Origin of the sequence: Clostridium sp. OM05-9 (assembly GCF_003481465.1) — a bacterium.
Taxonomy (GTDB): Bacteria; Bacillota; Clostridia; order Lachnospirales; family Lachnospiraceae; genus Coprococcus; species Coprococcus ammoniilyticus.
The window spans coordinates 196,310-210,230 of sequence record NZ_QULF01000006.1; the positions used below are offsets into that span (position 1 = coordinate 196,310).

Genomic DNA, 13,921 nt, shown 5'->3' on the forward strand with positions numbered 1-13,921 from the left:
TTTTATACATAAGAACTCATGATCGGACCGATCTCATCGATCAGACTGCCGGCGGTTATAGCCGCCTTTCCATACCGTTTCTTTGCACGATCCCCTGCAAGCCCATGTATATACACCCCAAGTCTTGCTGCCTCTGTCGGAGATATTCCACCGGCAGATAGCCCTGCAATCATTCCGGCAAGAACATCCCCTGAACCTGCTGTTGCCATACCATCATTTCCCGAAGTGTTCATGTAAGTATGCACGCCTCCGTCACTGACACAGGTTCTTGCATCTTTTAATACACACACAAGTGTTTCTACTTCCGCAAATGCCCTGCACTCACGAACCGGTGCTTCTTTTAATTCAGCCACTGTCTTTCCTGTCAGTCTGGACATTTCTTTTACATGAGGGGTGATAACAAGTGCTATATTCCCTGTCTGTCTGCTGATTCCCCCTGCTGCAAGCAGCTCCTTATGTGCTGACAAAAGATTAAGTCCATCTGCATCAACAACGATCGTTCCTTTGAAATTCTCCAGCACTGTCTTAAGCATACATTCCGCTTCTTTTCCGGTTCCGATACCCGGTCCGATCAGAATGACATCTGCCCATGCACATGCATTCTCCGCACAGATAACTGCTGTTTTCTCATCCTGATATGTCATCATCAATGCTTCCGGCAGATATCCCCCGACAATCACTCTGTTATCCTTATGGGTATATACCTTTACCATACCACTTCCAACCCGGTAGGCTGCTGATGCCGCAAGACAGGCTGCTCCCGATATCTCCTGACTGCCAGCTATGACTGCAACTTTTCCAAAGGTTCCTTTATTTCCATCCGGTCTTCGTTTATTCAGCCGGTTCAGATCCCCTTCATCATATGTAAATATCTCCGGCATCACCATATCAACTGCCTTATCCGGAAATCCGATATCTTTTACAAGGATCTCTCCACAATATCCATGTCCCGGATAAACGGTCATACCGACCTTCATTAACCCCATTGTTACTGTAAGATCCGCCTTTACTGCAACATTCATTACCCGTCCGGTCGTAGCCGATATACCGGATGGGATATCTACTGCTACCACATATGCCGGCATATCATTGATATGATCAATGACCTCTTTATGGATTCCTTCTATGTCACGCTTTAATCCAACTCCAAAGATTGCATCTACGATTACATCATATTCTCCATTCGGAAAATCCTCTGTAATCTTGATCCCAAGCTGTCCAAGTATACTCTCCTGAACCTTATAACTCTCTGTTGCTCTGCTAACCTGTCCGATACAGTACACATCTACCAGATATCCTTTTTCTGCCAGCATCCTTGCTACAGCCAGACCGTCCCCTCCATTATTGCCGCGTTCTGTTACAAGAAGGATCCTGGTATATGCTGTCCGTCCGGTATCATGTTCTCCTGTTTTTATCCGTGAAAATCTTTTTTCTATTTCTTCTGTTACAGCAAGTGCTGCACGTTCCATCAACACCAGACCGGGAATTCCAATCTGTTCAATGGAGATCTGATCGATCTTCTGCATTTCCTCTCCGGTTGCCAGGAATCTCATATCTGTCTCCTTCCATGTTATGATTTTTATATCCATTAACTGATGCAGATATTATTTCTACATAACAGCTTATTGCACAAATGCCATGGCAATATCGCCATGGCATCCGTACATATACATATCTGTCCGCATCTCTGCTATTTATCTTTTCTTTAAAAATTCCGGTATTCTGATACTGTCATTTGACTGTACAGTTGGTCTTGCCGGTTTTGGAGACGGAGCTACATGCGGCTCAACCGGAGCAGCTGTTCTTGTTGTATTTGGAACTACCGGCTTTGCTGTCTGTGATGCTGCTCCTGCATCTGACAGGAAAGTAGGACGGATGGAAGATGATCCACCAAGTGCCTGTCCACCATAAGTAGGTGTTGTCTTTCTTGCTTCTCCAAATGATGTTGTATTAACTGTATCAAGCTTTGGAGCTGCAGTTCCTGCGAATCTGCTGACAGGTGTAGTTGTCTCTGCTTTCTCAAGTCCTGTAGCAATGATCGTAATGCTGATCTCCTCACCCATGTTATCATTATCAACTGTACCGAAGATGATATTTACACCATCACCGGCCTGTTCAGTCAGGTAAGTAACTGCATCGTATGCTTCCACGATACCAATATTTCCTGAGAAGTTTACAATAATATCGGTTGCACCGGATACTGTTGTCTCCAGTAATGGTGAATCCATAGCTTCCTTGATCGCATCAACAGCCTTGTTCTCACCGCTTGCAGAACCGATACCGATATGTGCAATACCCTTGTCTCTCATAACAGTCTGGATGTCTGCAAAGTCGAGGTTGATAAGACCCGGTTTATTGATCAGGTCTGTTACACCCTGAACACCCTGCTGAAGAACCTGGTCTGCTTTCTTTAAAGCATCCGGAATACTGGTTCTCTTATCACAGATCTGTAATAACTTATCATTTGGAATAACGATCAGTGTATCAACATTCTCTTTTAATCTTGCAATTCCTTCCATCGCATTCTTCATACGAGGCTTTCCTTCAAAACCAAATGGCTTTGTTACAACACCAACTGTCAGGATACCAAGATTTCTTGCCATCTCCGCAACAACAGGTGCTGCACCGGTTCCGGTACCACCACCCATACCACATGTTACGAATACCATGTTGGCATCTTTGATAATATCTGCTATCTCTTCTCTATTCTCTTCAACTGCACTGGCACCGATCTCAGGCTTTGCACCTGCACCAAGTCCCTTTGTCAGCTTCTCACCAATCTGAATCTTTGTTGTAGCTCTGCTTAATGAAAGTGCCTGTTTATCCGTGTTGATCGCTATCAGCTCCACACCTTCTACATTTTCATCAATCATTCTGTTTACTGCATTGTTACCAGCGCCACCTACTCCTATTACCAGTATTCTAGCTGGTGTTCTCTCATCGTTAGACTTTATTTCGAGCAAGGTTGTTTCCTCCTTCTATATATTTCTTTATAATTCCTGTACAGCTCCCTCCCCCGGTTGTCTTCATTCTGTAAGCAAGTCACAGGCTGCAGATCTGGCACCCGCAACCCAAAGTACAGGGAGTGTACATCTATATAATCGCATTAATATCTTAATAATACGATTTTTTCATAAATAACGCAACAACTTTTTGTTTTAAATTTTACTTATTTTCCTTAAATATTGCGTTTCCACTGCTTGCCGAATAATCCGACAGATCCAGGGTTCCACTTTTCCCTTCCAGTTTGGAAAGAATGCTTTCCAGATTCATAAGCTTGTCCTCCAGCCCGGATCCGCTTCCAAGCTCTATTTTGATCTTGTCCTTATACAAGATGATCTCATTGTCATTATTAAACCGGATCTCATCGATCAACAGCTTGTTCTTACCGATCAACTGTGTCATCGTCAAGATCTCCTGAAACATATTCTCGTTCGTTACAGGGAGCTTTTCACCCACAACGATACGGTCAAATTTCAATCCCTGAATACACGGAACATCCTCCAGCTTTTCGGAAGACGTTTCAAGCACGCGGCCATCATTATCAAAATAAATATACTGATCCATATAGCTCACACAACCAGCCATGGACTTCTCATATACTGTGATCGTTATGGTATGTCTTCCAATCACTTCAATCTGAAATTTATCAATAAAGGTTACATCCTCTACCGGATGCATTCTGTTGTCCAGATAGAAAAACAGGGTATTATCCGCTTTTTTCCCTTTTGTTACAATATCTATGATCTCATCCTCTGTATAATGCACATTGCCGGACACCTGTATCTTGGTCAGACTGTAGCATTTCAGGATATAGACATAGGCACTAAGGCATATAAGCAGCAGCGCACCAAGAATGATCAACAGAATCTTACCTGCCTTTCTTCCCTTTTTCTTTTCAGTTTCGCTCTCTGTTCTCCTATTCTGCATCTTTTATATCTTCCTATCCATTTTATCTTCCCGGCTTCATCTGTCTGGCAACAGCAAGCACCAGTCCCATCTCAAGAAGCATGAAACATATCGAGCTTCCACCATAACTGATAAATGGAAGCGGTACACCGGTCGGTGGTATCGTATTTGTTACAACACTGATATTGATCAATACCTGAACAGCAACATGTGCCATAACACCGGTTGCGATCAGACCTCCAAACCGTTCACCGGAATTGATTGCGATCAGTGCGCATCTGTATATCAGGACCACAAACATTGCGATTACAAGTGCCGCACCAAATAAACCAAGCTCTTCACAGATAACGGAAAAAATCATGTCATTATGGGACTCTGGTATAAATCCCATCTTCTGGATACTGTTCCCAATGCCTCTTCCAAAAAAGCCTCCGGATCCGATCGCATAAAGGGACTGCATCGTCTGGTATCCATCATCGTATTTTTCCGGTGCAAGCCAGATACGGATACGATCTGCACGATAGCCTGCTGTTGCAATAAATATCACGCACATCAGGATTCCGATCAGCCCCATCAGCACAAACGGCCATTTTTTCGGGCTGGCGACAAATACAATGATCACCACAATGCCAAAGCATATGATCGCGGTACTTAAGTTCTCGATTGCGATCAGTATGATCGTTACAAACGGAAGCAGAAGCATCTTCGCCAGACCCTTCAGTGTATTCAGGCTTCTGGGTTTTCTGGTACAGATATCTGCGGTATATACGATCAGCGCAAGCTTTGCAAATTCCGACGGCTGGAATCCAAATGCACCAATATAGATCCATCTGGTCGATCCATGGCTCGCACTACCTATAATGTAGACCAGCACTAAAAGTGCCATTGCCACATACAGAAAATATTTGGAATATCTTGCATATCTGCGATAATCGATCTTCGATACCAGAAACATTCCAAACAGTGCAACAAGTTCAAAAACAAGCTGTCGTTTTGCAAAATATGTACTGTCACCATACAGTTCATCTGCCCGGTAGGAGCTGGTGCTGTAAACCATGACCAGTCCAAACAGAACAAGCCCCAGTACAATGCCAAGCAGCGGATAGTCAAAGTAACGTCCGCTGTACCATAACGGCTTTCTTCTGCTATCTATCTCATTTGTATCTGTGTTCCTGTTTCTGTCATTCAAATATTTCACTCCTTAAAATCGCGGACATATTCTTTGAACATTCTTCCTCTTTGCTCGTAATTATCAAACATTCCCCAGCTTGCACATGCTGGAGAAAGAAGAACTGCTTCTCCATCCTTTGCATTCTCATGACAATATTTTACCGCTCCTAACAGATCGTCTTCAAATACAATATTATGGAATCCGTGTTTCTTGGCAGTCTCTGCGATTTTCTTCGCCGTCTGACCGATCAGAACCAAACATCTGACTTTTCCGTCAAATGCATCGATCCATTCATCATAGGTAGAGCCTTTATCATAGCCTCCACCGATCAGATAAGTCGGTTTTACCATTGCCTGAATTCCCTTGATGGCTGCATCCGGATTGGTTCCCTTGGAATCATTGTAATAATCCACACCAGCCACTGTCTTTACATACTCTATTCTATGCTCTACGGCTTTAAAACTGACTGCAACATCACGAATGACATTGACCGGCACTCCCATATAATAAGAGATACCAACTGCAGCGAGCACATTTTCAACATTGTGGGAACCGAGCAGGATCAGATCCTTTAATGCAAGGACATCGATCTTTTCTCCATTTGCCTCGATCACAATGTGACCATCCTCTACATATACACCGCCTGCAGGCTTCTCCAGTCTGCTGAAATATACAACTCTTGGGCGGATTCCCTCTGCCATTGCTCTTGTATGATCATCATCATAGTTTAATACAACCACATCATCTTCTGTCTGATTCTTTGTGATCGACTTCTTGACATTTCCGTAATTTTCAAATGTATAATGACGGTTCAGATGATCCGGTGTCAGATTTAAGATTGCACTGACATTCGGATGAAAATCCACGATCGTCTCTAACTGGAAGCTGCTGATCTCTGCCACTGTTGCACTGTCATCATCGGTTGTATCACAAAGCTCGGTATATGGAATACCGATATTTCCAACTACGATCGTCTTCGGATTCCACGCCTTTACGATCTCGCCAACAAGTGCCGTCGTCGTTGTCTTGCCATTTGTTCCTGTGATCGCAGCGATCTTTCCTTTACCAAAATAATATGCAAGCTCAATCTCACTCCATACCGGAATGCCTGCTTTCTTTATATCCTCTACAAATGCAGAATCAACCGGAATACCCGGGCTTATAACCATAATATCTGTCTGCTTTAATACTTCATCCGTTAATTTTCCAAGCAGGATCGTAACAAGTTCTGACTGGGAGAGTTTCTCCATCAGATCATTTTTATCTCTTTTTTCATTTTCATCAAACAGCGTAACCTTTACGCCATGAGCGATCAGCAGCTTTGCTGCACTGATGCCGCTCTTACCTGTACCAGCCACTAAAGCATTTTTAAAATTCATCTTCATATCCTCCGTATTAAACAGCCAGTAAACCTACAACACAAAGTACGGCTGTTACTATCGCAAATATTGATACAACCTTTGTCTCAGGCCATCCGGAAAGCTCAAAATGATGATGGATCGGTGCCATTTTGAACACTCGTTTTCCAGTCAGTTTGAATGAAACTACCTGGATGATAACCGATAATACTTCTATAAAATAAATGAATGCCACGATCAGAATAAATAATGGCATCTTCAGCATGTATGCGATCGATGCTACAAATCCGCCAAGTGCAAGAGAACCGGTGTCACCCATAAACACTCTTGCAGGGTATACATTATATACAAGGAATCCTAACAAGCTTCCCATTGCTGCACAGGAGATAGGTGCAAGACCGGATCCGGTTCCGATCGCAACAACTGTAAAGAATGTAGCGATCAATGCTGTTACGGAAGAAGCAAGACCATCCAGACCATCTGTGAAGTTTGCACCATTTACTGTTCCAAGTACAACAAAGAATAACAAAACGATATAAACCCATTTATCAAGAACAACTGTCTTACCGACAAATGGAATAATGATCTCGTTGTTGATCTCGGTATATTTCTCAATATAATATGCAAAAACTGCTGTTACAACGAACTGTCCGAGCATCTTCTGCCATGCACGAAGTCCCAGGGAACGCTTCATAACGACTTTGATATAATCATCCAGAAATCCGATCAGCCCAAAACCAAGTGTTACAAACAATACCGGAAGGATATCCGGATAATCCTTCATATAAAATAACGAGGTAATCACCAGGCTCAACAGAATGATCAGTCCGCCCATTGTCGGTGTTCCTGATTTCTTCAGATGTGTTTCCGGTCCATCATCTCGTACAAACTGTCCAAATTTCAGTTTCTTTAAAAATGGGATCACGATCGGGCTTAACACCACGCTGATTCCAAACGCTATAAGTATCGGTAAAATAATTGAAAAATCCAAGTTCATTTCTTTGTACTCCTTACCCGTCATTTCATTTTGAAATGGCTATATTTTTCCTCACGTATGAGGTAATTTTCTTATTCCTCTTTTGGTATTCCCAGATATGGAAGGATATTGGAAAATACCTCCTGTATGACAGGGGCTGCTATCGTTCCTCCATAATATACTCCTGTCGGTTCATCGATCATAACAAATGCCATGACCTGCGGATCATTTGCCGGTGCAAATCCTAGGAAAGATGATATGTATTTTCCGGTTCCTCTCGGATACTTCTCACTGGTTGCTGTCTTGCCGCCAATCCGGTATCCCTCGATCTGCGCCTTGCTGCCTCCGCCTTCTGCCACAACAGACTCCAACAGATCACGCATTGTCGCCGATGTTTCACTACCGACCGCCCCTTGGGTGACCGGATATTGAAGCTCCGTCATAACCTGACTCTCCGCATCCACCACCTTCATACCGATATGTGGTGTGATCTTATTCCCACCATTTATAACGGTTGCTGCAGCAGTCACAAACTGGATCGGTGATATCTGAAAGGACTGTCCAAATGACATCGTTGCCAGTTCTACCGGTCCGATATCGGAAAGCTTATGCATAATGGAATTTGCCTCACCCGGAAGATCGATCCCGGTTTTCTGAAACAATCCAAGCTTCTGATAGGTCTGATACAGATTCGTGGCTCCTGTCCGTTCTCCGATCGTCATAAATGCCGGATTGCAGGAATTCATCAGTGCATGCCGGAAGTCCTCCGAACCATGTCCTGTCGTCTTATGGCACCGGATCCTGCGATCCTCCACGATCTTATATCCCGGACAGTAAAAGGTATCCGATAAGGATACGGTTCCAGCCTCAAGGGCTGCTGTCGCTGTCACGATCTTAAAGGTCGATCCCGGTTCGTACGTATCACTGACTGTAAAATTACGCCACATATTGTTTAACGCATCCATCTTCTCACCGTCAGTCATACTCTCGTATCCAGCCAGATCCGTGTTCAACTGAAATGGCTGGTTCAGATCATATTCCGGCACATCAACCATGGCATAGATCTCTCCATTCTGCGGATTCATAATGATCATTGCCACACGTTTTGCCTGCTTCTCTTCCATAACGGAAAGAGCCGCCTGTGTTGCATATTTTTGTATTGTCAAGTCCAGTGAAAGTACCAGGTCATCTCCCGGTACAGGACTTACTCTCGTTTCTTTTACATTTGGCAGTTCGATTCCCTTTGCATCCGTTACTGTATGAATGCTTCCGTCCTCTCCTGCCAGAATTTCATTATACCAGACCTCAAGGCCAACGATTCCCTGATTGTCTGCTCCTGTAAAGCCAAGAACCTTGGATGCAAGGCTTCCATAAGGATAATACCTTTTATAGTCCTCGTCAACCTTAATTCCGGCAACATTTAATTCCCGGATCTGATCTCCGGTTTCCTTCGCAACGTTTGTTGCGATCAATTCACGGGAGGATACCTTGGTTACTTTTTTGCGTATCTCCGCTTCTCCCTTATCCAGATATTCATTCAGAACCTGTATAACTGCTTCTTCATCCTCAATCTGGCTGTGGATGACCGATACGGAACAGACTGCTTTATTATCAGCCAGGATATTTCCATTTCTGTCGTATATCCTTCCTCTTGGTGCTTTGATGCTTCGTTCTCTTTCATGAAGCCCGGTTGCTGCACGATTATAATAATCCGCTTTTGCAACCATCAGATAAGCAAGTCTTCCCATCAGAAAAACCGCAGTCATTACGATCGCTATACATGTAAAATATATCTTTCTCCGATTATAACTATAAAGCTTCATTCTGCCCGCCGGATTTATTTATCCTTATATCTTATTACTTTTTCCGGACAAATATGCCTTTTCTGTCAGTCTGCCAGATATTCCCTTGTTTATTCATCCTGAACTTTGGCTTCTGTTGTTTCTTCGGAGGTTGTTTCTTCTGAAGTGCCATTTTCAGATACTGCTTCTGTTGTTCCCTCAGAGGTTACATTCTCTGAACCGGTATCTTCCGCTGTTGTATCTCCCTCTGCAGTGCTTCCTTCTTCTGTTGTTCCCTCGCCTGTTGAATCTTCTACATTGCCTTCAAATGGAGAGCTGATCGGCTCATCTTTTCCATTATACGTTACATCTTCATCACTGCTCTGATATACATTCATATATGGGAGCAGATCTTCCATGATCGCATGGAATAACAGTGCTCCGGCACCGGATGTAGACTGACTTTCTACATTTGGTTCGTCAACTGCAACATACAGCATGATCTGTGGATTCTCTACCGGTGAGAAACCGATAAAGGATAATACATAATTGCCCTGATTTCTAGGAATCTTTTCTGCTGTACCTGTCTTACCGCCGATCGTATATCCATCAACGGCTGCTCTGGAACCGGTACCTTCTGTAACAACACCTGCCATATACTGCTTCATCAGATCTGAAGTTGTCTTTGAAATCGTCTTGCGGACAAGTTCCGGTTCATTATTCTCTATAATACTTCCATTTTCATCTAAAATCTGTCTGACGGTGTGAGGCGTATAATAATTTCCTCCATTGATCAGTGAACAGAACGCTGCTGCCATCTGGATCATTGTTACATTAATACCCTGCCCAAAGGATGAAGTCGCAAGCTCGACCGGATTCAGTCCTTCTTCATCATACACCAGACCGCTTCCCTCACCGGAAAGATCAATTCCGGTCTGATTACCAAAATTAAATATATCCTGATATTTGGAAAATGTTTCTCTTCCTTCTGATTTTGCGATCTGCATCAAAGCGACATTACAGGACTGCTCTAGCGCCTGCTTTAATGTAATCGTGCCATCACCACTTCGGTTATGACAATAGATCGGAGATGTTCCCTCTGCAACGATCTCATAGCCTTTACAGAAGAATGTATCGCCGTCTTTCACAATTCCGTCCTCAAGGGCACCTGCAATCGTAAAAGGCTTAAATGTAGAACCCGGCTCCAAGATATCACTGATGCAATAATTTCTCCATACAGCATCTAATGCTTCATACGTCTGATCACTTGTCAGGTCATCAATTGCTTTCTGGAATTCATCATCTGTCATAGATGAAAAATCATATGTGATCTTTTCCGGGTCTTTCTGTTCCTCGGTTGTTGCTTCTGTCGTATCTTCAGAAGAACCTTCCTCGCTGCTGTCTTCTTCTGTTGATGGTTCTTCCGTACTTTCTGTAACGGTAACCTCCATATTACGAAGTGCATCCGTATTCATCGGTTCGTTCGGATCATATCCATAAGAGGTACTCATGCCAAGAACCTCTGCCGTATCCGGATCCATTGCGATAACACCGATCTTCTTTGCACCAGTCGTCTGCATATATTCTTTTATATTATCTTCAATGATCTTCTGGATATTCAGATCGATCGTAGACACTACAGTATAACCATTCTGTGCAGGTACTGTAACAGATTCTACGGTATTATCATTTGTCAGATATCCATATGTCTTTCCATTTACACCATTCAGGTAACTGTTATAATAACCTTCGATTCCACCCTGTCCGACATTTCCGCTTACGGTATATCCAAGCAGGTGACAGGCAAGACTGCCATTTGGATATTTTCTTTTGTATTCCTCCTCAAACCGCACACCAACGACATCTGCACCATCTCTTGTATTGCAATATTCCTGAAATGCTTTTACATCTGCATATTCAAGCCCTTTCATGGCTACCTTATAAAAGGAATCTGTGTTCTGCATACATTCATCGAACTTTGCATCTTCCATTCCAAAATATTTGATCAGCGCTGCCTTTGTTGCCTCTTTTCCCTTATCCGTACGCAGGATATTTTTGGGCTCCAAAATCAGATTGTACACTTTCTCACTGGTGGCAAGAATATTTCCATTTCGATCCACAATGTCTCCCCGTTCAAACGGAATATCCAGACTGTCGTAGGTCTTCTGATCCAGTACCTCTTCCTGATACTCCTGTCCTTTTGCAAGGCTGATATAGATCACACGTCCGATAAGCACAACAAAAAAGAGTAATGCGATACCAAATATTATAACCAGTCTCTGTTTCATTCTCCTAAGAAAATTCTTTGCTTTTGTCGACATATTTTTCCACCTTTGATTTTATTTTTATATTCTGTATCTTAACAGGTTCGGGTATAACGCAAAATTTCCTGAGACTTATTTGGTCTCAGGAACATTTTTGTACTGTATAACATAATCGTCACTGTTCTGTGGATAGTACACAGTCTGCCCCGGCTTCGAATATACCATACCAAGCTCAGTTGTTGCAATCTTATATATTTCATCCAGATCTGTCATGCTGTCAAGTCCTGAACTGTATTCTGCATTTACATTTAACTGTTCATTCAACTGGCTCTGCAGTGTACTAACTTCATTTTTTCCTTCTTTTACATCTGCCATTAATTTCAGCATTACAAAGCACAAGCCTACTGCACATATTACAGCAAATGATAAGAATAATCCATGTCTTAATTCATCGACCCATCTTCTGTCTCTCTGTCTGACAGCCGGCGCCTGTTTGGTTCTTACCTGTTTCTTTCTCTGTGGCATCTGCTTTCTTGCAGGTGTTGCTGTCTGTTTCTCCTGTCTTCTTCTGGCAGGGCGTTCTGCCGGCATCTCTGTTCTTCTTGCCGGTTCATATTCTCTTCTGACCGGTTCTGCTGAATAATCCAGCTTCCGGACTGTACTTCCATCTATGTAGTAGTGATTCCGTCTTTCTGACATTTTAAAACACCCCTTTTATATATTCATACCTTTTTCAAATACCCGGAGTTTTGCGCTCTTGGATCTTGAATTTGCTTCCATTTCTTCTTCTGTTGGAAGAATTGGTTTTCTTGTTATCACTTTTCCTTTTGATTTTCTTCCGCATGTGCACACCGGAAAATTCGGTGGGCAGATACACGGATTTTCATTTTTACGAAATGCATTTTTTACAATTCTGTCTTCTAACGAATGGAATGTGATGATACATAATCTTCCGCCTGGTTTCAAACAGTCAATCATTCCATCAATGGAATTCGTTAGTACTTCAAGCTCATGATTTAATTCAATACGAATTGCCTGAAATGTCTGCTTGGATGGATGTCCCTGTGCATTTCGTACTTTTGCAGGAATTGATCCACGGATGATATCGTTTAATTCTTCTGTTGTTTCAATCTCTTTTTTCTCACGATACTTCACAATATGGTATGCAATACTTTTTGCAAATCGTTCTTCGCCATATTCTTTGAGTATATGAAAGAGTTCCTGCTCGGTATATCCATTTACGATATCCTTTGCAGTCTTTGTCTGGCGGTCGTCCATCCGCATATCAAGGGGCGCATCAACCCGATATGTGAATCCTCTATCCACATTGTCGAGTTGATATGAAGATACGCCAAGATCCAGCAATATCCCGTCCACTTGAAGTATATTTAGCTCGTCTAGTATGCTTTTAAAATTCTGATAGTTATCTCTTACGACTGTAATGCGGTCACCGTACTCCGCCAGTCGTTCTTTTGCTGTTATAATCGCCTCACCATCCTGATCAATACCGATCAGATGTCCATCCGATCCAAGTCTTTTCGCTATTTCTCTCGAATGTCCGGCTCCCCCAAGGGTTCCATCCATATAAACACCATTCGGTTTGATATTCAGATTTTCAATGGTTTCATCCAGTAAAACCGATGTATGTTTAAATTCCATAACTACCACTTCTGTCCTTATATTCTGAAATCCAGTTCGTCCAGCTTGTCTGCAATCTCATCCATGTTCAAGGATTCTTCATTATTGATCTCGTCCCATGCTTCCTTATTCCAGATTTCTGCTTTCTCTCCGTTACCTATGATGACAACATCTTTTTCGATATTGGCAAATGTACGAAGTGTCTGTGGAATGATCACTCGTCCTTGTGCATCTGTTTCGCACTTTACTGCTCCTGAGTTGAAGAAACGCTTGAACTGTCTTGCACTCTTATTCGTCATCGGAAGCTGGTTCAACTTGTCCGCAAACTGCTGCCATTCATCATTTGGATAAACATACAGACAATTGTCCAGACCTTTTGTGATCATGAAGGTGCAGCCGAGTTCCTCTCTAAGCTTGGATGGCATGATAAGTCGCCCTTTGGTATCTAATCTGTGTTCATATTCACCTGTTAAACACTTGGACACTTATTCCACCTTCTTTCGACTCATTTCCTCCACTTTGTGTCACTAATCCACCACTTCACTCCACTTATAGGGTAATTCTATACTACTTAACTAAAAAAAGCAACCACAAATATGAAAAATTCACATTTGTAGCTGCCTTAATTTTTCATGTAATGTCTGGAACTTCAAGATGGTATGGCACTGTATATAAACACACGACCTGCTGCGTTTCTATTCGACTCGCACGCCGATTTGTCAGCAGTCGCCCTAACTCACCCTTATGGGTTCAAACAAGGGCTTGGTGCTGACAGCTAGTGCAAGTCTCATAAACGAAACTACGCAAACGTCGATGTTGTTTAT

General features: G+C 42.7%; 11 protein-coding genes. All 11 read right to left on the reverse strand.

Translation table 11 applies throughout. The features are described from left to right. Positions 1-2: 2 nt before the first annotated feature. Positions 3-1,553: an NAD(P)H-hydrate dehydratase gene (locus tag DXB77_RS11300; RefSeq protein WP_118663244.1), complete on the reverse strand. Its 1,551-nt coding sequence runs from the start codon at positions 1,551-1,553 to the stop codon at positions 3-5. Positions 1,554-1,694: 141 nt separating this feature from the next. Then, positions 1,695-2,963 (reverse strand): cell division protein FtsZ, encoded by a 1,269-nt coding sequence (gene ftsZ, locus DXB77_RS11305; RefSeq protein ID WP_021944487.1) that lies wholly within the window; start codon positions 2,961-2,963, stop codon positions 1,695-1,697. Positions 2,964-3,165: 202 nt separating this feature from the next. Next, a complete protein-coding gene (locus tag DXB77_RS11310) occupies positions 3,166-3,930 on the reverse strand; it encodes a cell division protein FtsQ/DivIB (protein WP_118663246.1) in 765 nt (254 codons plus the stop codon). Positions 3,931-3,952: 22 nt separating this feature from the next. Next, positions 3,953-5,107 (reverse strand): putative lipid II flippase FtsW, encoded by a 1,155-nt coding sequence (gene ftsW, locus DXB77_RS11315; protein WP_226800980.1) that lies wholly within the window; start codon positions 5,105-5,107, stop codon positions 3,953-3,955. Further along, entirely contained in the window at positions 5,104-6,459 is a 1,356-nt protein-coding gene (gene murD / locus DXB77_RS11320; RefSeq protein WP_021944490.1) for a UDP-N-acetylmuramoyl-L-alanine--D-glutamate ligase, read from the reverse strand. The genes ftsW and murD overlap by 4 nt, the downstream gene beginning before the upstream one ends. A gap of 16 nt (positions 6,460-6,475) precedes the next feature. After that, positions 6,476-7,435: a phospho-N-acetylmuramoyl-pentapeptide-transferase gene (gene mraY / locus DXB77_RS11325; RefSeq protein ID WP_021944491.1), complete on the reverse strand. Its 960-nt coding sequence runs from the start codon at positions 7,433-7,435 to the stop codon at positions 6,476-6,478. Positions 7,436-7,506: 71 nt separating this feature from the next. Next, positions 7,507-9,237: a penicillin-binding transpeptidase domain-containing protein gene (locus DXB77_RS11330; RefSeq protein WP_117821941.1), complete on the reverse strand. Its 1,731-nt coding sequence runs from the start codon at positions 9,235-9,237 to the stop codon at positions 7,507-7,509. Positions 9,238-9,326: 89 nt separating this feature from the next. Then, positions 9,327-11,483, reverse strand: coding sequence for a penicillin-binding protein 2 (locus DXB77_RS11335; protein WP_226800979.1), 2,157 nt, complete (start codon positions 11,481-11,483; stop codon positions 9,327-9,329). Positions 11,484-11,591: 108 nt separating this feature from the next. Continuing rightward, positions 11,592-12,158, reverse strand: coding sequence for a cell division protein FtsL (locus tag DXB77_RS11340; RefSeq protein WP_021944494.1), 567 nt, complete (start codon positions 12,156-12,158; stop codon positions 11,592-11,594). Between the two features lie 15 nt (positions 12,159-12,173). After that, the gene (gene rsmH / locus DXB77_RS11345) at positions 12,174-13,118 is read right to left on the reverse strand and encodes a 16S rRNA (cytosine(1402)-N(4))-methyltransferase RsmH (RefSeq protein ID WP_117821942.1); all 945 of its coding nucleotides are present in this window, start codon (positions 13,116-13,118) and stop codon (positions 12,174-12,176) included. A gap of 17 nt (positions 13,119-13,135) precedes the next feature. Next, positions 13,136-13,582, reverse strand: a complete 447-nt coding sequence (gene mraZ / locus DXB77_RS11350; protein WP_021944496.1) for a division/cell wall cluster transcriptional repressor MraZ — start codon at positions 13,580-13,582, stop codon at positions 13,136-13,138. Between the last annotated feature and the right edge of the window lie 339 nt (positions 13,583-13,921).